Genomic DNA, 20,431 nt, shown 5'->3' on the forward strand with positions numbered 1-20,431 from the left:
GATGCCGGGCGACAACGTGGGCTTCACGGTCGAGCTGATCGCGCCGATCGCGATGGAAGACGGCCTGCGCTTCGCCATCCGCGAAGGCGGCCGCACCGTCGGCGCCGGCGTGGTGTCGAAGATCATCGAGTAAGGCGCGCTTGTCGCGCCGGGTTGCGGCGGGCGATTTTCCACAGGAAAATCTGCCGGGAGCAACAAGGTAAGAAACCAAGGAAGGCCGCCCCAACGGGGCGGCTTTTTTTGTTGGAGTTCAATAGCTCATGCTTGAGGTTCGCTTGAGCGGACCGTCCAACATACCAGGCTTGTGTTGTGGGGTGCGCCTCGACAGTATTGCTGTCATCGAAATCTTTAGGGGAGGATGGGGGGATGACCAAACACCATGAAATCGGCCAAACTGGAGTCAGTTTGCCGTCGATCGGTTTCGGTTCAACAGGATTGGGCAGCATACCTCAGATTTATGGGTACGAGGTCAAGGAAAGCCGGGCGCTTGAGACCATAAGGGCAATTCTGATGCGCCCGGATGGATTCCTTGATACGGCGCGCGGATACGCGATGGGTCGAAGCGAGGAACGTATCGGACGTGTCGTTCGTGAACTTGGTGGTTGGCCAGAGGGTCGGGTTCTATCCACGAAACTGGATCGGGACATGGAGAGCAACAGGTTCGATGCGGCACAAGCCCGGAGGTCACTTGAAGCAAGTCTTGAGGCGCTGGGCGTCGAGCAAGTGGATATTCTTCATCTCCACGACCCGGAATACGCCGCAGATATTCCGGAAGTAACAGGAAAAGGCGGCGCGCTTGATGAGTTGTTTCGGATCAAGGAAGAAGGGTATGCGAAGGCCGTAGGGCTTGCTGGTGGCCGACTTGACGTTCTTATGCCAATGCTGCGTGATCGCGAGTTCGACGTACTCCTGACGCACAACCGGCACACGGTCGTCAACGTGAACTCTGCTCCGATGATCGAATTTGCCCGGTCCAAGGGTGTAACGGTTCTGAATGCGGCGCCCTATTCGGGGGGAATTCTGGCAAAAGGAAGTTCAGCCCACCATTTCTACGTCTATCGCCAGGCGACCGAGACTGACCTTGGCCCGGTTCGGGCGATTGAAGCTATCTGCTCGCGATACGATGTGCCGCTGGGGGCGCTTGCGCTGCAGTTCTCGATCAAAAACGCCGATATTGCCTCCACAATCTGTGGGGCGACGTGGCCGCAGCATGTCGAACAGACCTTCGAATGGGCCAACTGGGCAATCCCGGATGCGGTTTGGGATGAGTTGGCGGAATCGGGACAATCCAAAAACGATCCTGAAGCTGGGTAGGGTTCACGAAATCTGCCCAGGCGTGAGGACATATCGCTCGCTTGAAGATCCGCACCAGGGTTCTGACTGCATTTCCTGCTTGCCAAACCTCTCCCTCCCATGTATCCGGCGCAGGTTCTCGATGAGAACGTGAAGGCGGGGTGATTCCCGCCTTTTGGGTTCGATGAGGGTTGGCGATGCGCGCCCGTCCTCCTCTCAACTCCAACGCCTGAAGAAAAAGGCTGTTACGATGCAAAGCCAAAACATCCGTATTCGGCTCAAGGCATTTGACTATCGCGTCCTGGATGCCAGCACGCAGGAGATCGTCAACACTGCCAAGCGGACCGGCGCGAACGTGCGCGGACCGATCCCGCTGCCGAACAAGATCGAGAAGTTCACGGTTCTCCGTGGCCCTCACGTTGACAAGAAATCCCGCGATCAGTTCGAGATCCGCACGCACAAGCGTCTCTTGGACATCGTAGATCCGACGCCCCAGACCGTGGACGCGCTGATGAAGCTCGACCTCGCCGCTGGTGTGGACGTCGAGATCAAGCTGCAGTCGTAAGATCGGAGGGTATTGAAGATGCGCTCTGGTATTATCGCAAAGAAAGTCGGCATGACCCGGCTGTTCATGGAAGACGGCAAGCAGATCCCTGTGACCGTCCTGCACCTGGACAACCTGCAGGTCGTCGCACAGCGCACCGCCGAGAAAGACGGCTACACCGCCGTTCAGCTGGGCGCCGGTGCCGCCAAGGCAAAACGCACCTCCAAGGCCATGCGCGGCCATTTCGCCGCCGCCAAGGTCGAGCCCAAGCGCAAGCTGGCCGAGTTCCGCGTGTCCGAAGACGCGCTGATCGACGTGGGTGCCGAGATCTCGGCGGACCACTTCCTGGCTGGTCAGAAGGTTGACGTTTCGGGCACCTCGATCGGCAAGGGCTTTGCCGGTGCGATGAAGCGCCACAACTTCGGTGGTCTGCGCGCCTCGCACGGTGTTTCGATCAGCCACCGGTCGCACGGTTCGACCGGTCAGTGTCAGGATCCGGGCAAGGTGTTCAAGGGCAAGAAGATGGCCGGTCACATGGGCGCCGCCCGTGTCACCACGCAGAACCTCGAAGTCGTCAAGACCGACGCCGAGCGTGGCCTGGTCTTCATCAAAGGTGCCGTTCCCGGACCGAAATCGGGCTGGGTTACCGTCAAGGACGCCGTCAAGAAGAAAGCGCCCGAGGGTCTGCCCTTCCCGGCAGCCGTGAAGGGTGCCGCAACCGAAGCGCCTGCGGAAGAAGCGCCCGCGGAAGGTGGTGAAGCATGAAACTCGACGTGATCAAACTGGACGGCAAGAAAGCCGGCGACATCGAGCTGGATGCCGATCTGTTCGGCCTGGAGCCGCGCGCGGACATCCTGCACCGTGTGGTCCGTTGGCAGCGCAACAACGCGCAGGCCGGCACCCACAAGGTCAAGACCCGCTCGGAAACCAGCTACTCGACCAAGAAGATCTATCGCCAGAAGGGCACCGGTGGCGCACGTCACGGGGACCGCAACGCGCCGATCTTCCGCAAGGGTGGCGTCTACAAGGGTCCGACACCGCGTTCGCACGGCCACGACCTGCCGAAAAAGTTCCGCAAGCTGGGCCTGCGCCACGCCCTGTCGGCCAAGGCAAAGGCCGGTGAGCTGGTCGTGATCGAAAGCGCCGAAGCCGAAGGCAAGACCGCCGCTCTGGCCAAGCAGGTTGCAAACCTGGGCTGGAAGCGCGCTCTGGTCATCGACGGCGCCACCGTGAACGAAGGCTTCGCCCGCGCCGCCCGCAACATCGAAGGTCTGGATATCCTGCCGTCGATGGGCGCAAACGTCTATGACATCCTCAAGCGTGACACCCTGGTGCTCACCAAGGCGGGTGTCGAAGCACTGGAGGCTCGACTGAAATGAGCGCGAAGGCAGAACATTACGACGTGATCCGCAAGCCGGTCATCACCGAGAAATCGACCATGGCGTCCGAAAACGGCGCGGTCGTCTTCGAGGTGGCGATCGACTCGAGCAAGCCGCAGATCAAGGAAGCCGTCGAGGCGCTGTTCGGCGTCAAGGTCAAGGCGGTGAACACCACCGTGACCAAAGGCAAGGTCAAGCGGTTCCGCGGCCAGCTGGGCAAGCGGAAAGACGTCAAGAAGGCCTATGTGACCCTGGAAGAGGGCAACACCATCGACGTAAGCACCGGTCTCTGATCGGACCCGTCCTTGGAGAGAGATGAAGGCCCCCGCCGAAAGGCGGGGGTTTTTTGTTGGGCCTGCTCGTGAGCCGCGCCAGCGCCTGCCCGTGGGATGGCGCCGCACCGGCTGATTTGGGCGCTTTATGGTGCCAATTACATCCGAATTCATAGTGAGGCGCAAACGTCCCCAAAGCGCCAGCCCGCCGGGACGGGCAGGCGCTGGCGCGGCGGCCTTCGGCCTTGATTCCGCGCCATATGCACTTCGTATTTGAGAAGACCCATCATCACCTTGAGGTTGTCGACACGAGATGTATTGTTCGCGATATGTGGGAATTTCTGAAAAACAGTTGGGAGCAATTGTTCTTTGGCTTAGTGGGCCTAGCATTGCTTCTGTTTAGCTTCAGCCGACTTTGGGCTGAAGACTTGCCCGGGGCATCAGCAACTTTTGCCATGGCCTTTTTCAGTTTCATCTATTCAAATATTGCAAGGTTCAAGCGGTTCAAAGGCTTGGGTTTTGAAGCAGAGCTTTGGGAAGATAAGCAAGAAGAGGCGGAGCAACTCATTGATCGTTTTAAGTCTGTTGTTTCTGTCTATACCCGAGAAGTCGTTTTGCAACATGTTATGCAAGGACGCTGGTCGGACGGATCAAAATGGGAGGACAATTGGGCTCTGTACAACGATCTTGTCAAAAAACACAACGAACTTGGTCAAGAAATTGATTTCTCTGACTTGAAGAAGAAAATGGATAGCATCTTTTTGTTCGATATTGTTGCGAAGCTTTACCGGCGGGTACGAGAACCAATTGTAAAAGGCCATAGCCAAGCCAGAGACATAATTGGCAAAGAGTTTGGGTCGCCGGTCAAAAACATTGAAGGTTTCAATTCAAGAAACGCTCAGTTGAACGAAATCCAAGTGGACATAGGAGACCTTTTCGCGGTCTCCGAGACAGAGGATCTCGCGCGTAATGTCCTTGATTGGGCTCGAACTGCTCAGGCGCAGTTGAAAGAGAGTTTTGACATCGAGATAGAGCTACCCAAAGACGCAGTGTCAAAGTTGGAAGAAATATCTCAACTGTACAGCCGAGGTCCGATTCAGGTCACACCTGAACTAATTTCTTTGGCCAACAACGACTAGTTCCAAGCATTGCTTCAACTTTTTTCGCGAGGGTTAGTACGCAGCAACGAGACTTCTCGCGTGAATGACAGACTTCAATGGTTTCCCCTATTGCCCCCCATCCCCAACCCTGCTACACGCTCCCAATCCTGCGGCCTCGGATTCGTTCCGGGGCCTCTGATATTTGCAGCCGGGGACCTTCGGGGCCCTATACCCTTGGCCCCTGCGGGGGCCTCTCACATAGCGGGGATTGATCCTCGCGCTTGCTAAACGGAAGACAGAAAGCATGGCACTCAAGTCGTACAAGCCGACGACGCCGGGCCAGCGCGGGCTGGTGCTGATCGACCGTTCGGAGCTTTGGAAAGGACGTCCGGTCAAATCCCTCACCGAAGGGTTGACCAAGAAGGGCGGCCGGAACAACACCGGACGGATCACAGCCCGCCGCCGTGGCGGTGGCGCAAAGCGTCTCTACCGGATCGTTGACTTCAAACGGAACAAATTCGATGTGGCGGCCACCGTCGAGCGGATCGAGTACGATCCGAACCGGACCGCGTTCATCGCGCTGATCAGATACGATGACGGCGAGCAGGCCTATATCCTGGCCCCGCAGCGTCTGGCGGTTGGCGACAAGGTCATCGCGTCGGCCAAGGCCGACATCAAGCCCGGCAACGCGATGCCGTTCTCGGGCATGCCGATCGGCACCATCGTGCACAACATCGAGATGAAGCCCGGCAAGGGCGGTCAGATCGCGCGCGCCGCGGGCACCTACGCCCAGTTCGTCGGCCGCGACGGCGGCTATGCCCAGATCCGTCTGAGCTCGGGCGAGCTGCGCATGGTGCGCCAGGAATGCATGGCCACCGTCGGCGCCGTGTCGAACCCCGACAACAGCAACCAGAACTTCGGCAAGGCCGGCCGCGCCCGTCACATGGGCAAGCGTCCCGCCGTCCGCGGTGTCGCCATGAACCCGATCGACCACCCGCATGGCGGTGGCGAAGGCCGGACCTCGGGCGGCCGCACGCCGGTCACGCCGTGGGGCAAGGACACCAAGGGCTCCCGCACCCGCAACAAGAACAAAGCGTCGCAAAAGCTGATCATCCGCTCGCGCCACGCCAAGAAGAAAGGGCGTTAACAGATGTCTCGCTCTGTTTGGAAGGGTCCTTTCGTCGATGCTTACGTGCTCAAGAAAGCCGAAGCCGCGCGCGAATCGGGCCGCAACGAAGTCATCAAGATCTGGTCGCGTCGTTCCACCATCCTGCCCCAGTTCGTGGGCCTGACCTTCGGTGTGTACAACGGCCACAAGCATATCCCGGTAAACGTCTCGGAAGACATGATCGGTCAGAAGTTCGGTGAATACTCGCCGACCCGGACCTATTACGGTCACGCCGCGGACAAGAAAGCGAAGCGGAAGTAAGTCATGGGCAAGGAAAAGAACCCCCGCCGCGTGGCCGAAAACGAAGCAATGGCGAAAACCCGGATGCTTCGCACCAGCCCGCAGAAACTGAACCTGGTTGCCGCGATGATCCGTGGCAAGAAAGTCGAGAAGGCGCTGACCGACCTGACTTTCTCGAACAAGCGGATCGCGCAGGACGTGAAGAAATGCCTTCAGTCCGCCATCGCCAACGCCGAGAACAACCACAACCTGGACGTGGACGAACTGATCGTCGCCGAAGCCTGGGTGGGCAAGAACCTGGTCATGAAACGCGGCCGTCCGCGCGCCCGCGGCCGGTTCGGCAAGATCATGAAGCCGTTCTCGGAACTCACCATCAAGGTGCGTCAAGTCGAGGAGCAAGCCTAATGGGACACAAAGTCAATCCGATCGGCATGCGCCTTCAGGTCAACCGCACCTGGGACAGCCGCTGGTACGCCGATACCAAGGACTACGGCGATCTTCTGCTGGAAGACCTCAAGATCCGTGAGTTCATCAAGAAAGAGTGCAAGCAGGCCGGCGTGGCCCGTGTGATCATCGAACGTCCGCACAAGAAGTGCCGCGTCACGATCCACACCGCCCGTCCGGGCGTCATCATCGGCAAGAAAGGCGCGGACATCGAAGTGCTGCGCAAGAAGCTGGCCGCGATGACCGACAGCGAGTTGCACCTCAACATCGTCGAAGTGCGCAAGCCCGAGCTTGACGCGCAGCTGGTGGCCGAGTCGATCGCCCAGCAGCTGGAGCGCCGGGTCTCGTTCCGCCGCGCGATGAAGCGGGCCGTGCAGAACGCCATGCGCATGGGCGCCCTGGGTATCCGGGTGAACGTCGCTGGCCGTCTGGGCGGCGCCGAAATCGCCAGGACCGAGTGGTACCGCGAAGGCCGCGTGCCGCTGCACACCCTACGCGCCGACATCGACTACGCGCATGCCGAAGCCTCGACCCCCTACGGGATCATCGGGATCAAGGTCTGGATCTTCAAAGGTGAGATCATGGAGCACGATCCGCAGGCACGTGACCGCAAGGCCCAGGAACTCCAGGACGGCCCAGCACCCCGGGGTGCCGGTGGCGGCCGCCGCTGAGGAGGATTTGAGATGCTTCAACCCAAGCGTACGAAATTCCGCAAGGTGCAAAAAGGCCGGATCAAGGGCGAAGCCAAGGGCGGCTCCGATCTGAACTTCGGCACTTTCGGACTGAAAGCCCTGCAGCCCGAGCGCGTCACCGCGCGCCAGATCGAAGCTGCGCGCCGGGCGATGACCCGCCACATGAAACGCCAGGGCCGCGTGTGGATCCGGATCTTCCCGGATACGCCCGTGACCTCCAAGCCCACCGAAGTCCGTATGGGCAAAGGCAAGGGCTCGGTCGATTTCTGGGCGGCCAAGGTCAAGCCCGGCCGGGTGATGTTCGAGATCGACGGCGTCGGCGAGGACATCGCGCGCGAGGCCCTGCGCCTGGCCGCGATGAAACTGCCGATCAAGACCCGCGTCGTGGTCCGCGAAGACTGGTAAGGAAGGGGCCGGGCGGCCCCCGCCCGACCGATACCTACCCCCGTCGGGACACCGGCGGGGGTAATTTTTTGATTACCGGTTCGGCCGCCCGTGTTAAGGCTCTCGGGGGCACGCGGCCCGGACACGAGCACAAGACATGTGCAGCGGGAGGACGACCATGACTGATCGGGATGCGGTCATTCAAGCGGATGACGGCTTCTTCGCCGCCCTGAACGCCATGTTCGGGGGTGACATCAAGCCGATGGAAGACCTCTGGTCGCATGCGGATGACGTGATCTACATGGGACCGGCCCCGGACTTGTTTCATGTCGGGTGGCGGGTGACGGACCAGGACTGGGCGGCCCAGGGCCAGGCGCATCTGGGCGGGTCGATCCGCCTGTTGACGCGTCATGTCACGATGGGCGATACGCTGGCCGTTGTGCATCACATGGCGGTTGCCTCCGGGCAGGATCCGAAAGGCGATGTGTCAAAGTTTCAGATACGCGGCACCAACGTGTTCCGCAAGGAAGACGGCCACTGGAAACTGATCTCCCACCATTCCGACCCCCTGCCATATGTCAATTTCTGACGCCGCGACCGCGACAGCCGTCGGGTGCGGTCGCCCCGCGTTTCCGGGGGCGCTGCCCCCGTCGCCGCAAGCGGCGCCTCCCCCGGGATATTTCTGGCCAGATGAAGATGCATGGTCCGAATTCATCTGGCCGGCAAATATCCCGGAGCGCGAGGCAGAGCCTCGCAAAGAATCGCTCTTCGCATTCGGGCGCAGGCTGGTTTATTGATCGCCCATGCCACAGATCGAATCCCTCTTCGTCACCCGCCTCTATCGCGCCGCCCTGTCCGAATTCGACCCCGGGATCGACCCGGAGGAGCTGGAAAGCTCCTGCCTGGTCATCGCCGAGGATGACGAGGCCGGGCAGGACTGGTGCGCGCGGAACGGCTATCCCGGCTACACCAGCTATGCCTCGCTGACCGATCTGCCCTGGCGCTTCCCGATCTTCGCCGATCTGGTCAAGGCGCTGGACCGGCACGTGGCGGCCTTTGCCGAGGATCTGGAATTCGATCTGGACGGCAGGGAACTGAAGCTCGAAGACCTCTGGATCAACATCCTGCCCGAAGGCGGGATGCACGCCAGCCATATCCACCCGCATTCGGTGATCTCGGGCACCACCTATGTGGCGATGCCCCAGGGCGCCAGCGCGCTGAAACTGGAAGACCCCCGCTCGGCCCGCATGATGGCCGCCCCGGTCCGCCGCAAGGAAGCGCGGCGCGACTTGCAGCCGTTCATCTATGTCGCGCCGCAGGTGGGCGAGGTGCTGCTGTGGGAAAGCTGGCTCCGGCATGAGGTGCCGATGAACATGGCCGAAGAGGAGCGGATCAGCGTGAGTTTCAACTATCGGTGGGAGTGAGCCCCGGTCCGCACGGCGGCTGAGGGCCGAACCGGCGGCGCCCGTCCAAGCTCGGGATGGCCCCCGCATCCGGCGCACGGGTTTCGCCCGGGGCTGATGGCAGAAAACGGCACTCCAGAAACACCGCCAAACTTTCCCTTGCCCTCCACCCGCGAACCCCCTATAGAGCGGCATCCTGCGTGTCCCCCGGCCGAGTCGGGGGATTCGCATGTCTGTTTTTCATCCACCAGGTCCAAGGTGACCCTGCACGGGGGCCTTCTGGTGTTTTGAGCAAAGGAAAAAGGCGATGAACGCCCAGGAACTGCGCAACAAGACCCCGGACCAGCTCCGGGAGGAACTGGTCAACCTCAAGAAGGAGGCGTTCAACCTGCGCTTCCAGCAGGCGACCGGTCAACTCGAAAACACCGCCCGGATCAAGACCGTGCGCCGCGACGTGGCGCGCGTGCAGACCGTGCTGAACGAAAAAGCCGCCGAAGCTGCGAACTGAGGAGCCTGAGAGATGCCCAAACGTATTCTGCAAGGCACCGTGACCAGCGACGCCAACGAACAGACCGTGACCGTGCTGGTGGAACGCCGCTTCACGCATCCGGTTCTGAAGAAGACCATCCGCAAGTCCAAGAAGTACCGAGCTCACGATGAAAGGAATGCCTACAAGGTGGGCGACACGGTCCGCATCATCGAATGCGCGCCGAAATCCAAGACCAAACGCTGGGAGGTTCTGGAGGCGTAAGCCGCCGGACCTTTCGGTTCAATCGAAACCCTGGGGGATCTAACCAGAACAGCCCCCACAGGTCGGGAGAAACCACATGATCCAGATGCAGACCAATCTGGATGTCGCTGACAACTCCGGCGCGCGCCGGGTGCAGTGCATCAAGGTCCTGGGTGGTTCCAAGCGTAAATACGCCTCCGTCGGCGACATCATCGTCGTCTCGGTCAAGGAAGCCATCCCGCGCGGCCGCGTGAAGAAAGGCGACGTCCGCAAGGCCGTCGTCGTGCGCACCGCCAAGGAAGTTCGCCGCGAAGACGGCACCGCGATCCGCTTCGATCGCAACGCCGCCGTGATCCTCAACAACAACAACGAGCCGATCGGCACCCGGATCTTCGGCCCGGTCGTTCGTGAGCTGCGCGCGAAGAACTTCATGAAGATCATTTCGCTGGCTCCGGAGGTGCTGTAACCATGGCTGCCAAACTTCGCAAAGGCGACAAGGTCGTCGTGCTGGCCGGCAAGGACAAGGGCAAGGAGGGAACGATTTCCTCGGTCGATCCCAAAGCCGGCAAGGCCGTCGTCGACGGCATCAACATCGCCATCCGCCACACCCGCCAGTCGCAGAACTCGCAGGGCGGCCGCCTGCCCAAGGCGATGCCGATCGATCTCAGCAACCTGGCGCTGCTCGACAAGAACGGCAAGGCCACCCGCGTCGGCTTCCGCATGGAAGGCGACAAGAAGGTGCGTTACGCCAAGACCACGGGGGACGTGATCGATGCTTGATGCTGCAACCTACACCCCGCGCCTCAAGGCCGAATACGCGGACAAGATCCGCGCCGCCCTGAAGGAAGAGTTCGGCTACAAGAACGAGATGCAGATTCCCAAGCTGGAAAAGATCGTTCTGAACATCGGCTGTGGCTCCGAGGCGGTCAAGGATTCCAAGAAGGCCAAGTCGGCCGTCGAGGATCTGACCGCGATCGCCGGTCAAAAGGCGGTGTCCACCAAGGCCAAGAAGTCGATCGCCGGCTTCCGCGTCCGCGAAGAGATGCCGCTGGGCGCCAAGGTGACGCTGCGCGGCGACCGGATGTACGAATTCCTGGACCGCCTGATCACCATCGCGCTGCCGCGCGTGCGGGACTTCCGCGGTGTGAGACCCTCGTTCGATGGCCGCGGCAACTTTGCCATGGGCATCAAGGAGCACATCGTGTTCCCGGAAATCGACTTCGACAAGGTCGATGAGGTCTGGGGCATGGACATCGTAATTGCCACCACAGCGAAAACCGACGCTGAAGCAAAGGCACTGTTGAAGCACTTCAACATGCCGTTCAACGCGTAAGCGCCGGGAGGATTGAGACATGGCTAAGAAAAGCATGATCGAACGCGAGAAGAAGCGCGAGCGCCTGGTGGCGAAATACGCCGCAAAGCGCGCCGAGCTGAAAGAGATCGCGAATGACGAAAGCCGCCCGATGGAGGAACGCTTCAAGGCGCGTCTGAAACTGGCGAAACTGCCGCGCAACAGCTCGGCAACCCGTCTGCACAACCGCTGCCAGCTTACGGGGCGTCCGCACGCCTATTACCGCAAGCTCAAGGTCAGCCGTATCGCCCTGCGCGATCTGGGATCTGCCGGTCAGATTCCGGGCCTGGTGAAATCGAGCTGGTGAGGGAGAGAGTGATATGAACGATCCTATCGGCGATATGCTCACCCGCATCCGCAACGCGCAAATGCGCGGCAAAAGCACCGTGGTCACGCCCGCCTCCAAGCTGCGGGCCTGGGTTCTGGACGTGCTGGCGGACGAAGGCTATATCCGCGGCTATGAGAAAGTGACCGGCGAAAACGGTCATCCGGCCATCGAGATCAGCCTGAAATACTACGAAGGCGAACCTGTCATTCGCGAGCTCAAGCGGGTTTCCAAGCCCGGCCGCCGCGTCTACATGGCCGTCAAGGACATCCCGCAGGTCCGCCAGGGCCTCGGCGTGTCGATTGTCAGCACGCCCAAGGGCGTGATGTCGGATCACAACGCCCGCTCCAACAATGTTGGCGGCGAAGTGCTCTGCACCGTCTTCTAAGGAGGTCCGGATATGTCTCGTATTGGTAAAAGACCGGTCGAGCTGCCCAGCGGCGTCACCGCCTCTGTGTCCGGCCAGACCATCGAAGTGAAGGGGCCGAAAGGCACCCGCAGCTTCACCGCAACCGACGATGTGACCATCTCGGTCGAAGACAACGTCGTCAAGATCGACCCGCGCGGCTCGTCCAAGCGGGCACGCCAGCAGTGGGGCATGAGCCGCACCATGGTCGCCAACCTCGTGACCGGCGTTACCCAGGGCTTCAAGAAAGAGCTCGAGATCAGCGGCGTTGGCTACCGGGCGCAGATGCAGGGCAACACGCTCAAGCTGAACCTGGGCTACAGCCACGATGTCGATTTCGTCGCTCCGGAGGGTGTGACCATCACCGCGCCGAAGCAGACCGAGATCGTCGTCGAAGGCATCGACCAGCAGCAGGTCGGTGAAGTCGCGGCCAACATCCGCAAGTGGCGCGCGCCCGAGCCCTACAAGGGCAAGGGCATCCGCTACAAGGACGAGTATATCTTCCGCAAGGAAGGCAAGAAGAAGTAAGGACGCTCAAAATGGCAAACAGCAAACGTACCCTGTTTCTGAAACGCCGCCTGCGCGTTCGGAACAAGCTTCGCAAGGTCAATGCAGGCCGTCCGCGCCTGTCCGTGCACCGGTCGAACAAGAACATCTCCGTTCAGCTGATCGACGACGTGCGCGGCGTGACCCTGGCCTCGGCCTCGTCGCTCGAAAAGGATCTGGGCGTCGTCGGCAAGAACAACGTCGAAGCGGCCACCAAGGTGGGCGCGGCGATCGCCGAACGCGCCAGGAAGGCCGGTGTCGAAGAAGCCTATTTCGACCGCGGCGGCTTCCTGTTCCACGGCAAGGTCAAGGCTCTGGCCGACGCCGCGCGGGAAGGCGGGCTCAAGATCTGACGGCAGGCCGGGCCCAGGCCCGGCCAGCACTCGGGATCCGCCGTAGGCCGGGCTTCAGCCCGGCCGCGGCACAGTGAAGGCGGGATCGCCCGCCTCGATGATCGGGGGGCCAAACGGCCCACTGCGATCGGACCAACGGCGCCAGGCGCCACTGAACAAAGGAAAGCCGAATGGCAGAACGTGAAAACCGCCGGGGCAACCGCCGCGACCGCGAGGACGCCGCGCCCGAATTCGCCGATCGCCTTGTCGCGATCAACCGTGTGTCGAAGACCGTCAAGGGCGGCAAGCGCTTCGGCTTTGCCGCGCTGGTGGTGGTCGGCGACCAGAAGGGCCGTGTCGGCTTCGGCAAGGGCAAGGCCAAGGAAGTGCCCGAGGCCATCCGCAAGGCCACCGAGCAGGCCAAGCGCCAGATGATCCGCGTGCAGCTGCGCGAAGGCCGCACCCTGCACCACGACATGTACGGCCGTCACGGCGCCGGCAAGGTGATCATGCGCAGCGCGCCGGAAGGGACCGGGATCATCGCCGGTGGCCCGATGCGCGCCGTGTTCGAGATGCTGGGCGTCAAGGACGTGGTGTCCAAGTCGCTGGGCAGCGCCAACCCCTACAACATGATCCGCGCCACCATCAACGGCCTGCAGAAAGAGCAGAGCCCGCGTTCGGTCGCCGCGCGCCGTGGCAAGAAGGTTGCCGACATCCTGCCCAAGCGGGACGAGGCACCGGCCGCATCGGCGCAAGTCGCCGAAGAAGCGTAAGGAGACGTCACCATGGCAAAAACCATCGTCGTCAAGCAGATCGGCTCGCCGATCCGCCGCCCCGCCGACCAGCGCGCAACCCTGATCGGCCTGGGCCTGAACAAGATGCACAAGACTCGCGAGCTCGAGGACACCCCCTCGATCCGCGGCATGATCAACAAGATCCCGCATCTGGTCGAGATCGTCGAAGAACGCGGCTGAGCGCAGTTCGACGCCGCGATTGAACAACGCCCTCGGGAAACCGGGGGCGTTTTTCTTTGACCGGGCCCAAACCCCGCAGGGCCATGCAAAAATCGCAAACCGGCTAGACCGAAACGGTGATTGTTTGCGGTATCAGCCGCCCATATCTGAACCCTGTCCGAAACGGAAAACGATACCCGCCGGGGAATACGCCCCGGCTCAGGAAAGGAAGAAAGAAATGGCAACGACCCTGAACATCCCGCAGTCCGGCCTCACCCTGGGCGCCCGCATCCGCGCCTTTGTCGAAAACGTGAAACGGAACCGCGCCCGCGCCGCCGAGTACAACCGCACCTATCGCGAGTTGCAGAGCCTGACCGACCGGGAACTCAACGACATCGGCCTGCGCCGCTGCGACATCGCGGACATCGCGCACAAGCACGTCTATTGCGCCTGACCGCGGCGGCACCGACAACGTGAAGACCCAGCGCCCCGCCCAGACGGGGCGCTCTTGTTTTCAGGCCGCCTTCGCGCGGACCCGGCCGCGCCCCGGCCGGCGCCGCCGGCCCTGCTGCGGCTTTCGCGGCGCCTTCGGCTCGTCCATCGCCCAGGGCCGACCGCCAAGCACCGGAATGTCCCGGCCCATGGTCTTCTGGATGGCCCGCAATTCGCCCATCTCGGCCGGCGCGCAGAACGCGACCGCGCGTCCGCCCCGGCCCGCCCGGGCGGTCCGGCCGATGCGGTGCACATAGTTGTCGGGCACGTTGGGCAGCTCGAAATTGTAGACATGCCGCACATCCGGAATGTCGATGCCGCGGGCGGCGACATCCGTGGCGACCAGAATGCGCAGCGCGCCCTCGCGGAACTGCCGCAAGGCCCGGTCGCGCTGCCCCTGCGACTTGTTGCCATGCACCGACCCGGCGGCGAACCCGGCCTTGCCCAGCGCCTTCATCAGCCGCTCGGCCCCGTGCTTGGTGCGGGCAAAGACCAGCGCCAGCTCGTCGCGGTGACGATCCAGCAACTCGATCAGCAGATCCGTCTTTTCGCCATGCGCCACGAAATGCACGCCCTGCTCGATCCGGTCCGCCGGGCGGCCCGGCGGCGCGGTCTCGACGCGCACCGGATCGCTCAGATAGGCGGCCGCGATCTCGGCCATCTGCTTCGGCATGGTGGCCGAAAACAGCATGGTCTGCCGCTCCGACGGCAGCAGCGACGCGATCCGGCGGAGCGCATGGATGAACCCCAGATCCAGCATCTGATCGGCCTCGTCCAGCACCAGAAACCGGGTCTGGTCCAGCCGGATCGCCCTGCGCTCCAGCAGGTCGATCAGACGCCCCGGTGTCGCCACCAGCAGGTCGGTGCCGCGGTTCAGCCGGTTGATCTGCGGCCCCATCGACACGCCGCCGACAACCAGATCGACCCTGACCGGGCTGCCCTCGCAATAGGCGCGCAGGTTTTCTGTGATCTGCCGGGCCAGTTCGCGCGTCGGCGCCAGCACCAGACCACGGGCGGTTTTCGGGGCGGGCCGGCCGTCAAGCCGGATCATCGACATCAGGATGGGCAGGCCAAAGGCCAGCGTCTTGCCGGTGCCGGTCTGCGCCAGCCCCATCACGTCGCGCCCGTTCAGGGCGTGCGGGATGGCCTGTTTCTGGATGGGGGTGGGGTCGGAGATCCCGAGTTTTTCGAGATTCGCGACAAGGCGGGGCGTCAGCCCCAGCATGGTGAAGTCCAAAGACCGTCTTCCTTATGATTGTGACGGCCTGTCCAGCCGCACGGTTGTCGTGGCCGCCCCGATCGGGAACGGGTCCACATTCCGCGACGATCCGGCCCGGCAGATCCCGGCCTGGCGGTCCATCACGCCGACCCCCGCGTGATCTGGGTATCAGTGTTGCGTTGATTGAATGCTGCGCGCGGGGTCGTTCAACCGATCCGACGCGCGGTCTGCTCACGCCGCAGACAAGACACCGGCGGCGTATGCGCGCTCGCGGGGCCGGTGTCAACCGATTTGTTCGGCGGCCGGGTTGGCGGCGTCGCGGGCAAGGGGGGCAAAGATCTGCGCCGGCGCGTCCAGCCCCTTCAGCGGAAACGCCCCGACCCGGATGTGCTCGGCCTCCAGCATGTCCGCGAACGCCTGCGAATAAAGCGCGGGCTGACCCGTCGTCCCGCACAGCGCTTCGATCCGCGCCGCGATGTTCACCGCCTGGCCGAGCACCGTGAAGTCAAGCCGCGCCTCCGAGCCGATATTGCCATAGAGCACGCTGCCGCAATGCAGCCCGACGCCGTATTGAATCTCCGACTGCGGCGCCGCGGCCAGCGCCGCCCGGGCGGCGTTCAGCGCGCGCCGGCACGCAGCGCGCATGTCCGGCTCGGCCGGAAAGATCGCCAGCACCCCGTCGCCGACGAACTTGAGGATCTCGCCCCCGTTTTCCGAGACGGCCGCGTCGATCACCTCGAAATAGCGGTTCGCCAGCGCCACCGTGTCCTCGACCGGAAGCCGCGCATTCAACCCGGTCCAGTCGCGGATGTCGCTGATCAGGATGGCTGCCTCGATCCGGTCAATATTGCCCCGGGTGATCTGCCCGCCGACCACCCGCCGTCCGGTCCGGGGGCCAAGATAGGCTTCGGCGACCGCCAGCGACAGGTTGCGCAGCCGGTGCACCTCGACCACGGGGGTAAGCGCGGCGGCGATCGTGTCGAAGCCGGCGATGTCGAAATCGGTGAACCCGTCCTCCCGGTCGGTCACGAAGACCAGGATGCCCCCGCCTTCGCCGATGAACCTCAGTGGCAGGCCGTAATAGTCGGTTGCGCCCCGTCCGCGCAACTCGTGATAGGCTTCGTGATCCGCCTCGGTCAAGCCGGTCAGGGATTTTCGCAGCGGCGCGTTGGTTTCCGCGATCCGGGCCAGCGGGCTGCCGATGTATTCCTGACGCTGGTCCAGCCCGTGACTGGACGCGACGCTGTCGATCCGGTCGCTGTCGCGTTCCCAGACGGCGCTCAGCGCCGTGACCAGCGGATGCACGGTTCGGATGGCAAGCCGCACGCGCCAGATCGGGGCACCGGCCTCCAGCATGGCTTTTCCCAGCCCGCCAACGATGTGATCGAGGTCCGGCAGCATCCGGCCTTCCGACAACCACCAGCCGATGACCTTGTCCAGATTCCAGCTCATGATCCGAATCTAGCACGGAATTGCCCCACGTCGCGGGCGAACGCCCATCCGCGCTCCGTGCGGCATGGCTCTTGAACCATTCGGTGTCTGGGTCTATACGCGGCCGGTGGCCGACCGGGCCACGAGAATCAAAACCAAGAAACGCCGTGTTTGGCCCATCACGCTTCGGGGGCCACATCCGGCTCAGGAGAAGCGACATGAAACTGCACGAACTGCGCGACAATCCCGGCGCGAACACCAAGAAGACCCGCGTTGGTCGCGGCCCCGGCTCGGGCAAGGGCAAGACCGGCGGCCGTGGTATCAAGGGCCAGAAATCCCGCTCGGGCGTGGCCATCAACGGCTATGAAGGCGGCCAGATGCCGCTCTATCAGCGCCTGCCCAAGCGCGGCTTCAACAAGCCCAACCGCAAGGAATTCGCCGTTGTCAATCTGGGCCTGATCCAGAAATTCGTCGATGCCGGCAAGCTGGACGTCAAATCCGCCATCACCGAGGACGCGCTGGTCGCCTCCGGCCTGGTGCGCCGCAAGCTGGACGGCATCCGCGTTCTGGCCAAGGGCGAAATCAGCGCCAAGGTGAACCTGGAAGTGACCGGTGCATCGAAAGCCGCCGTCGAGGCGGTCGAGAAAGCGGGCGGTTCACTCAAGGTCACAAAAGCCGCTGCGGCAGAGTAAGCGCTTGTGAGCGGCGCGCGTGCCGCTTACATAGACCTCAGAGTTTTCCAAGACGCCGCCCGAGCCGGAAAACGGTTCCGGGCGGCGTTTTCATAAGAGAGACCGATTTATGGTATCAGCAGCAGAACAAATGGCGGCCAACACAAGCTGGTCCGCCCTTGGCAAGGCCACCGATCTGCGCAACCGCATCCTGTTCACGCTGGGCCTGCTGATCGTCTATCGCCTGGGCACCTTCATCCCGGTGCCGGGGATCGACGGACAGGCGCTGCGCGAATTCATGGAACAGGCGGGGCAGGGCATCGGCGGCATGGTTTCGATGTTCACCGGCGGCGCATTGGGGCGCATGGGCATCTTCGCCCTCGGCATCATGCCCTATATCTCGGCCTCGATCATCGTGCAGCTGCTGGCCTCGATGGTGCCCGCGCTCGAACAGCTCAAGAAAGAGGGCGAGCAGGGCCGCAAGAAACTCAACCAATACACCCGCTTCGGCACCGTGGCGCTGGCCACCGTGCAGGCCTACGGCCTCGCCGTGTCGCTGGAATCGGGCGATCTGGCCACCGATCCGGGCCTGTATTTCCGGTTCTCGACCATGATCACCCTCGTCGGCGGCACCATGTTCCTGATGTGGCTGGGCGAACAGATCACCGCCCGCGGCATCGGCAACGGCATCTCGCTGATCATCTTCGTCGGCATCATCGCCGAGGTTCCGGCCGCCCTGGCGCAGTTCTTCGCCTCGGGCCGCAGCGGCGCGATCAGCCCCGCGGTGATCGTCGGCGTCATCGTCATGGTGATCGTGGTCATCACCTTCGTGGTGTTCATGGAGCGCGCCCTGCGCAAGATCCACATCCAGTATCCGCGCCGCCAGGTGGGGATGAAGGTCTATGACGGCGGCTCCAGCCACCTGCCGGTCAAGGTCAACCCCGCCGGCGTGATCCCGGCCATCTTCGCCAGTTCGCTGCTGTTGCTGCCGGTGACGATCTCGACCTTCTCCTCGGGCGCGGCCAGCGGCCCGATCATGTCGTGGATGCTGGCGAATTTCGGCCCCGGGCAGCCGCTCTATCTGCTGTTCTTCGCGTCGATGATCATCTTCTTCGCCTATTTCTACACCTTCAACGTGTCGTTCAAACCGGATGACGTGGCCGAGAACCTGAAAAAGCAGAACGGTTTCGTGCCCGGCATCCGCCCCGGCAAGAAGACCTCGGAATATCTCGAATACGTGGTGAACCGGGTTCTGGTGCTGGGCTCGGGCTATCTGGCGGCCGTCTGCCTGCTGCCGGAAATCCTGCGCGGCCAGTTCGCGATTCCGTTCTATTTCGGCGGCACCTCGGTCCTGATCATCGTCTCGGTGACGATGGACACGATCCAGCAGGTCCAGAGCCACCTGCTCGCGCATCAATACGAAGGGCTGATCGAAAAGTCGCAACTGCGCGGCAAGGGCAAGAAACGCGGCAGAAAGGGACCGTCCCGGCGATGAACATCATTCTGTTGGGCCCGCCGGGTGCGGGCAAGGGCACGCAGGCGCGGCACCTGGTCGATACCCGCGGCATGATCCAGCTCAGCACCGGCGACATGCTGCGCGCCGCGCGCAGTTCGGGCACCGAGATGGGCCGCAAGGTCGCCGAGATCATGGATGCCGGCAAGCTGGTCACGGACGAGATCGTGATCGGCCTGATCGAAGAGCAGCTGACCACCCGGAAGGGCGCCGGTTTCATCTTTGACGGATTTCCGCGCACGCTGGCCCAGGCCGACGCGCTGGCGGCGCTTCTGGCCAAGCTGGGCCAGTCCCTGCACACCGTGATCGAGATAAGGGTGGATGACGACGCGCTGGTGCGGCGGATCACCGGGCGCTTCACCTGCGGCGATTGCGGCGAGGTCTATCACGACGAAACCCGCCCCACCGCCGAACCGGGCAAGTGCGATCACTGCGGCGGCACCAACATGGTGCGCCGGGCCGACGACAACGAGGACAGCCTGCGCACCCGCCTGATGGAATACTACAAGAAAACCTCGCCGCTGATCGGCTACTACTATGCCAAGGGCGACCTGCGCCCGGTCAACGGCCTGTCCGACATCAAGGAAGTGACCGCCTCGATCGAGGCGATTCTGGGCTGAACGACACTAAGGGCTTGACGCCCCCGGCAAAAGCCCATATCGACCACCATCCCTTTGGGAATCAACCGCGCAAGCGGGATTCGTCCCGTTTGCCCCGACCACCTCGAAATGATGCTGGACCCTCTGGCCACACTGCCACGGTCAAGCGTTGTGAAAAAAGGTTCTGGAATTACGGAACCGCAACGAAAAGGAAAGTGACACGTGGCACGTATTGCCGGCGTAAACATCCCGACTGCCAAGCGGGTACCCATCGCCCTCACCTACATCACCGGTATCGGCAACAGCTCGGCCAAGGCGATCTGCGACGCCGTGGGCGTCGACCAGAGCCGCCGGGTCAACGAACTCAGCGATGCCGAGGTTCTGGCCATCCGCGAACACATCGACGCCAACTATACCGTCGAAGGTGATCTGCGCCGCGAAGTGCAGATGAACATCAAGCGCCTGATGGACCTGGGCTGCTATCGCGGTCTGCGCCACCGCCGCAACCTGCCGGTTCGCGGTCAGCGCACCCACACCAACGCTCGCACCCGCAAAGGCCCCGCAAAGCCGATCGCGGGCAAGAAGAAGTAAGGAGGGTCTGACCGATGGCACGTGAAAAGACACGCGTAAAGCGCAAAGAGCGCAAGAACATCGCATCGGGCGTCGCCCATGTGAACTCGACCTTCAACAACACCAAGATCCTGATCTCGGACGTGCAGGGCAACGCCATCTCGTGGTCGTCCGCCGGCACCATGGGCTTCAAGGGATCGCGGAAATCGACCCCCTACGCCGCCCAGATGGCCGCCGAAGATGCCGGCCGCAAGGCGCAGGAACATGGCGTCAAGACGCTGGAAGTCGAAGTTCAGGGCCCCGGTTCGGGCCGTGAATCGGCGCTGCGCGCACTGGCTGCCGTGGGCTTCAACATCACGTCGATCCGCGACGTG

At 62.7% G+C, this 20,431-nt stretch carries 33 protein-coding genes; 31 read left to right on the forward strand and 2 right to left on the reverse strand.

All coding sequences use genetic code 11. From position 1 onward, the window contains the following. The 26 genes from AC2FNJ_RS18875 to AC2FNJ_RS19000 all read left to right on the forward strand — a co-directional run. Positions 1 to 133, forward strand: a 133-nt coding sequence (locus tag AC2FNJ_RS18875) for an EF-Tu C-terminal domain-related protein (RefSeq protein ID WP_496766531.1), incomplete at its 5' end; no start/stop codon positions are given. Positions 134 to 366: 233 nt separating this feature from the next. Continuing rightward, positions 367 to 1,314, forward strand: coding sequence for an aldo/keto reductase (locus tag AC2FNJ_RS18880; RefSeq protein ID WP_496766478.1), 948 nt, complete (start codon positions 367 to 369; stop codon positions 1,312 to 1,314). Positions 1,315 to 1,543: 229 nt separating this feature from the next. Further along, positions 1,544 to 1,858 (forward strand): 30S ribosomal protein S10, encoded by a 315-nt coding sequence (rpsJ, locus tag AC2FNJ_RS18885; protein ID WP_008756422.1) that lies wholly within the window; start codon positions 1,544 to 1,546, stop codon positions 1,856 to 1,858. An 18-nt stretch (positions 1,859 to 1,876) separates the two neighbouring features. After that, positions 1,877 to 2,602, forward strand: coding sequence for a 50S ribosomal protein L3 (rplC, locus tag AC2FNJ_RS18890; RefSeq protein ID WP_496766479.1), 726 nt, complete (start codon positions 1,877 to 1,879; stop codon positions 2,600 to 2,602). After that, entirely contained in the window at positions 2,599 to 3,216 is a 618-nt protein-coding gene (gene rplD, locus AC2FNJ_RS18895; protein ID WP_496766480.1) for a 50S ribosomal protein L4, read from the forward strand. The genes rplC and rplD overlap by 4 nt, the downstream gene beginning before the upstream one ends. Then, positions 3,213 to 3,509: a 50S ribosomal protein L23 gene (locus tag AC2FNJ_RS18900; RefSeq protein ID WP_496766481.1), complete on the forward strand. Its 297-nt coding sequence runs from the start codon at positions 3,213 to 3,215 to the stop codon at positions 3,507 to 3,509. The genes rplD and AC2FNJ_RS18900 overlap by 4 nt, the downstream gene beginning before the upstream one ends. A 308-nt stretch (positions 3,510 to 3,817) precedes the next feature. Beyond that, positions 3,818 to 4,627, forward strand: a complete 810-nt coding sequence (locus AC2FNJ_RS18905; protein WP_496766483.1) for a hypothetical protein — start codon at positions 3,818 to 3,820, stop codon at positions 4,625 to 4,627. A 265-nt stretch (positions 4,628 to 4,892) separates the two neighbouring features. Beyond that, positions 4,893 to 5,735: a 50S ribosomal protein L2 gene (rplB, locus tag AC2FNJ_RS18910; RefSeq protein WP_496766485.1), complete on the forward strand. Its 843-nt coding sequence runs from the start codon at positions 4,893 to 4,895 to the stop codon at positions 5,733 to 5,735. 3 nt (positions 5,736 to 5,738) lie between these two features. Beyond that, a complete protein-coding gene (rpsS, locus tag AC2FNJ_RS18915; protein ID WP_010437056.1) occupies positions 5,739 to 6,017 on the forward strand; it encodes a 30S ribosomal protein S19 in 279 nt (92 codons plus the stop codon). Positions 6,018 to 6,020: 3 nt separating this feature from the next. Then, positions 6,021 to 6,401 (forward strand): 50S ribosomal protein L22, encoded by a 381-nt coding sequence (gene rplV / locus AC2FNJ_RS18920; RefSeq protein WP_496766487.1) that lies wholly within the window; start codon positions 6,021 to 6,023, stop codon positions 6,399 to 6,401. Next, the gene (rpsC, locus tag AC2FNJ_RS18925; RefSeq protein ID WP_496766489.1) at positions 6,401 to 7,111 is read left to right on the forward strand and encodes a 30S ribosomal protein S3; all 711 of its coding nucleotides are present in this window, start codon (positions 6,401 to 6,403) and stop codon (positions 7,109 to 7,111) included. Before rplV ends, rpsC begins: the two co-directional genes overlap by 1 nt. Before the next feature lie 12 nt (positions 7,112 to 7,123). Further along, positions 7,124 to 7,537 carry a 50S ribosomal protein L16 gene (rplP, locus tag AC2FNJ_RS18930; RefSeq protein ID WP_496766491.1) on the forward strand — a complete coding sequence of 138 codons (414 nt, stop codon included), beginning with the start codon at positions 7,124 to 7,126 and terminating at the stop codon, positions 7,535 to 7,537. Positions 7,538 to 7,694: 157 nt separating this feature from the next. After that, complete coding sequence (locus AC2FNJ_RS18935; protein ID WP_496766493.1) at positions 7,695 to 8,105, forward strand: YybH family protein; 411 nt, start codon at positions 7,695 to 7,697, stop codon at positions 8,103 to 8,105. A gap of 214 nt (positions 8,106 to 8,319) precedes the next feature. Continuing rightward, positions 8,320 to 8,940, forward strand: coding sequence for a 2OG-Fe(II) oxygenase family protein (locus AC2FNJ_RS18940; RefSeq protein WP_496766495.1), 621 nt, complete (start codon positions 8,320 to 8,322; stop codon positions 8,938 to 8,940). A 286-nt stretch (positions 8,941 to 9,226) separates the two neighbouring features. Beyond that, positions 9,227 to 9,427, forward strand: a complete 201-nt coding sequence (gene rpmC / locus AC2FNJ_RS18945) for a 50S ribosomal protein L29 (protein ID WP_496766497.1) — start codon at positions 9,227 to 9,229, stop codon at positions 9,425 to 9,427. Positions 9,428 to 9,439: 12 nt separating this feature from the next. Then, on the forward strand, positions 9,440 to 9,670 hold the full coding sequence (gene rpsQ / locus AC2FNJ_RS18950) for a 30S ribosomal protein S17 (RefSeq protein ID WP_496766499.1): 231 nt from the start codon (positions 9,440 to 9,442) through the stop codon (positions 9,668 to 9,670). A 76-nt stretch (positions 9,671 to 9,746) separates the two neighbouring features. Then, entirely contained in the window at positions 9,747 to 10,115 is a 369-nt protein-coding gene (gene rplN, locus AC2FNJ_RS18955; RefSeq protein ID WP_011567679.1) for a 50S ribosomal protein L14, read from the forward strand. Between the two features lie 2 nt (positions 10,116 to 10,117). After that, the gene (rplX, locus tag AC2FNJ_RS18960; RefSeq protein ID WP_496766502.1) at positions 10,118 to 10,429 is read left to right on the forward strand and encodes a 50S ribosomal protein L24; all 312 of its coding nucleotides are present in this window, start codon (positions 10,118 to 10,120) and stop codon (positions 10,427 to 10,429) included. Further along, the gene (rplE, locus tag AC2FNJ_RS18965) at positions 10,422 to 10,982 is read left to right on the forward strand and encodes a 50S ribosomal protein L5 (RefSeq protein ID WP_496766504.1); all 561 of its coding nucleotides are present in this window, start codon (positions 10,422 to 10,424) and stop codon (positions 10,980 to 10,982) included. Before rplX ends, rplE begins: the two co-directional genes overlap by 8 nt. A gap of 19 nt (positions 10,983 to 11,001) precedes the next feature. Next, positions 11,002 to 11,307 carry a 30S ribosomal protein S14 gene (rpsN, locus tag AC2FNJ_RS18970; protein WP_496766506.1) on the forward strand — a complete coding sequence of 102 codons (306 nt, stop codon included), beginning with the start codon at positions 11,002 to 11,004 and terminating at the stop codon, positions 11,305 to 11,307. Positions 11,308 to 11,320: 13 nt separating this feature from the next. Beyond that, a complete protein-coding gene (rpsH, locus tag AC2FNJ_RS18975) occupies positions 11,321 to 11,713 on the forward strand; it encodes a 30S ribosomal protein S8 (protein WP_496766508.1) in 393 nt (130 codons plus the stop codon). Between the two features lie 12 nt (positions 11,714 to 11,725). Next, on the forward strand, positions 11,726 to 12,259 hold the full coding sequence (gene rplF / locus AC2FNJ_RS18980) for a 50S ribosomal protein L6 (protein WP_496766510.1): 534 nt from the start codon (positions 11,726 to 11,728) through the stop codon (positions 12,257 to 12,259). An 11-nt stretch (positions 12,260 to 12,270) separates the two neighbouring features. Then, complete coding sequence (rplR, locus tag AC2FNJ_RS18985) at positions 12,271 to 12,630, forward strand: 50S ribosomal protein L18 (protein ID WP_496766512.1); 360 nt, start codon at positions 12,271 to 12,273, stop codon at positions 12,628 to 12,630. 170 nt (positions 12,631 to 12,800) lie between these two features. Next, complete coding sequence (rpsE, locus tag AC2FNJ_RS18990; RefSeq protein ID WP_496766513.1) at positions 12,801 to 13,382, forward strand: 30S ribosomal protein S5; 582 nt, start codon at positions 12,801 to 12,803, stop codon at positions 13,380 to 13,382. A 12-nt stretch (positions 13,383 to 13,394) separates the two neighbouring features. Further along, entirely contained in the window at positions 13,395 to 13,583 is a 189-nt protein-coding gene (gene rpmD, locus AC2FNJ_RS18995; protein ID WP_496766514.1) for a 50S ribosomal protein L30, read from the forward strand. Between the two features lie 217 nt (positions 13,584 to 13,800). Next, the gene (locus AC2FNJ_RS19000) at positions 13,801 to 14,016 is read left to right on the forward strand and encodes a DUF1127 domain-containing protein (protein ID WP_496766516.1); all 216 of its coding nucleotides are present in this window, start codon (positions 13,801 to 13,803) and stop codon (positions 14,014 to 14,016) included. A gap of 60 nt (positions 14,017 to 14,076) precedes the next feature. On the opposite strand, the gene AC2FNJ_RS19005 is transcribed toward AC2FNJ_RS19000, so the two are convergent. Next, positions 14,077 to 15,291 carry a DEAD/DEAH box helicase gene (locus AC2FNJ_RS19005; protein ID WP_496766518.1) on the reverse strand — a complete coding sequence of 405 codons (1,215 nt, stop codon included), beginning with the start codon at positions 15,289 to 15,291 and terminating at the stop codon, positions 14,077 to 14,079. 264 nt (positions 15,292 to 15,555) lie between these two features. After that, the gene (locus tag AC2FNJ_RS19010; protein WP_496766520.1) at positions 15,556 to 16,725 is read right to left on the reverse strand and encodes an adenylate/guanylate cyclase domain-containing protein; all 1,170 of its coding nucleotides are present in this window, start codon (positions 16,723 to 16,725) and stop codon (positions 15,556 to 15,558) included. 197 nt (positions 16,726 to 16,922) lie between these two features. On the opposite strand from AC2FNJ_RS19010, the gene rplO reads away from it, so the two are divergent. The 5 genes from rplO to rpsK form a co-directional block, all read left to right on the forward strand. Beyond that, on the forward strand, positions 16,923 to 17,396 hold the full coding sequence (gene rplO / locus AC2FNJ_RS19015) for a 50S ribosomal protein L15 (protein WP_496766522.1): 474 nt from the start codon (positions 16,923 to 16,925) through the stop codon (positions 17,394 to 17,396). Between the two features lie 109 nt (positions 17,397 to 17,505). Then, complete coding sequence (gene secY, locus AC2FNJ_RS19020; RefSeq protein ID WP_496766523.1) at positions 17,506 to 18,870, forward strand: preprotein translocase subunit SecY; 1,365 nt, start codon at positions 17,506 to 17,508, stop codon at positions 18,868 to 18,870. Then, entirely contained in the window at positions 18,867 to 19,508 is a 642-nt protein-coding gene (locus tag AC2FNJ_RS19025; protein ID WP_496766525.1) for an adenylate kinase, read from the forward strand. Before secY ends, AC2FNJ_RS19025 begins: the two co-directional genes overlap by 4 nt. A gap of 201 nt (positions 19,509 to 19,709) precedes the next feature. Continuing rightward, on the forward strand, positions 19,710 to 20,078 hold the full coding sequence (rpsM, locus tag AC2FNJ_RS19030; RefSeq protein WP_496766527.1) for a 30S ribosomal protein S13: 369 nt from the start codon (positions 19,710 to 19,712) through the stop codon (positions 20,076 to 20,078). A gap of 14 nt (positions 20,079 to 20,092) precedes the next feature. Beyond that, on the forward strand, positions 20,093 to 20,431 hold a 339-nt coding region (rpsK, locus tag AC2FNJ_RS19035), incomplete at its 3' end, for a 30S ribosomal protein S11 (protein WP_496766529.1).

The sequence above is a fragment of the Ruegeria sp. BHSB196 genome, from assembly GCF_059613135.1.

Bases quoted from the DNA above. Each gene is read 5' to 3' on its own strand.
- AC2FNJ_RS18880 (WP_496766478.1), top strand. From the start codon at position 367: ATGACCAAACACCATGAAATCGGCCAAACTGGAGTCAGTTTGCCGTCG.
- rpsJ (WP_008756422.1), top strand. From the start codon at position 1,544: ATGCAAAGCCAAAACATCCGTATTCGGCTCAAGGCATTTGACTATCGC.
- rplC (WP_496766479.1), top strand. From the start codon at position 1,877: ATGCGCTCTGGTATTATCGCAAAGAAAGTCGGCATGACCCGGCTGTTC.
- rplD (WP_496766480.1), top strand. From the start codon at position 2,599: ATGAAACTCGACGTGATCAAACTGGACGGCAAGAAAGCCGGCGACATC.
- AC2FNJ_RS18900 (WP_496766481.1), top strand. From the start codon at position 3,213: ATGAGCGCGAAGGCAGAACATTACGACGTGATCCGCAAGCCGGTCATC.
- AC2FNJ_RS18905 (WP_496766483.1), top strand. From the start codon at position 3,818: ATGTGGGAATTTCTGAAAAACAGTTGGGAGCAATTGTTCTTTGGCTTA.
- rplB (WP_496766485.1), top strand. From the start codon at position 4,893: ATGGCACTCAAGTCGTACAAGCCGACGACGCCGGGCCAGCGCGGGCTG.
- rpsS (WP_010437056.1), top strand. From the start codon at position 5,739: ATGTCTCGCTCTGTTTGGAAGGGTCCTTTCGTCGATGCTTACGTGCTC.
- rplV (WP_496766487.1), top strand. From the start codon at position 6,021: ATGGGCAAGGAAAAGAACCCCCGCCGCGTGGCCGAAAACGAAGCAATG.
- rpsC (WP_496766489.1), top strand. From the start codon at position 6,401: ATGGGACACAAAGTCAATCCGATCGGCATGCGCCTTCAGGTCAACCGC.
- rplP (WP_496766491.1), top strand. From the start codon at position 7,124: ATGCTTCAACCCAAGCGTACGAAATTCCGCAAGGTGCAAAAAGGCCGG.
- AC2FNJ_RS18935 (WP_496766493.1), top strand. From the start codon at position 7,695: ATGACTGATCGGGATGCGGTCATTCAAGCGGATGACGGCTTCTTCGCC.
- AC2FNJ_RS18940 (WP_496766495.1), top strand. From the start codon at position 8,320: ATGCCACAGATCGAATCCCTCTTCGTCACCCGCCTCTATCGCGCCGCC.
- rpmC (WP_496766497.1), top strand. From the start codon at position 9,227: ATGAACGCCCAGGAACTGCGCAACAAGACCCCGGACCAGCTCCGGGAG.
- rpsQ (WP_496766499.1), top strand. From the start codon at position 9,440: ATGCCCAAACGTATTCTGCAAGGCACCGTGACCAGCGACGCCAACGAA.
- rplN (WP_011567679.1), top strand. From the start codon at position 9,747: ATGATCCAGATGCAGACCAATCTGGATGTCGCTGACAACTCCGGCGCG.
- rplX (WP_496766502.1), top strand. From the start codon at position 10,118: ATGGCTGCCAAACTTCGCAAAGGCGACAAGGTCGTCGTGCTGGCCGGC.
- rplE (WP_496766504.1), top strand. From the start codon at position 10,422: ATGCTTGATGCTGCAACCTACACCCCGCGCCTCAAGGCCGAATACGCG.
- rpsN (WP_496766506.1), top strand. From the start codon at position 11,002: ATGGCTAAGAAAAGCATGATCGAACGCGAGAAGAAGCGCGAGCGCCTG.
- rpsH (WP_496766508.1), top strand. From the start codon at position 11,321: ATGAACGATCCTATCGGCGATATGCTCACCCGCATCCGCAACGCGCAA.
- rplF (WP_496766510.1), top strand. From the start codon at position 11,726: ATGTCTCGTATTGGTAAAAGACCGGTCGAGCTGCCCAGCGGCGTCACC.
- rplR (WP_496766512.1), top strand. From the start codon at position 12,271: ATGGCAAACAGCAAACGTACCCTGTTTCTGAAACGCCGCCTGCGCGTT.
- rpsE (WP_496766513.1), top strand. From the start codon at position 12,801: ATGGCAGAACGTGAAAACCGCCGGGGCAACCGCCGCGACCGCGAGGAC.
- rpmD (WP_496766514.1), top strand. From the start codon at position 13,395: ATGGCAAAAACCATCGTCGTCAAGCAGATCGGCTCGCCGATCCGCCGC.
- AC2FNJ_RS19000 (WP_496766516.1), top strand. From the start codon at position 13,801: ATGGCAACGACCCTGAACATCCCGCAGTCCGGCCTCACCCTGGGCGCC.
- AC2FNJ_RS19010 (WP_496766520.1), bottom strand. From the start codon at position 16,725: ATGAGCTGGAATCTGGACAAGGTCATCGGCTGGTGGTTGTCGGAAGGC.
- rplO (WP_496766522.1), top strand. From the start codon at position 16,923: ATGAAACTGCACGAACTGCGCGACAATCCCGGCGCGAACACCAAGAAG.
- secY (WP_496766523.1), top strand. From the start codon at position 17,506: ATGGTATCAGCAGCAGAACAAATGGCGGCCAACACAAGCTGGTCCGCC.
- AC2FNJ_RS19025 (WP_496766525.1), top strand. From the start codon at position 18,867: ATGAACATCATTCTGTTGGGCCCGCCGGGTGCGGGCAAGGGCACGCAG.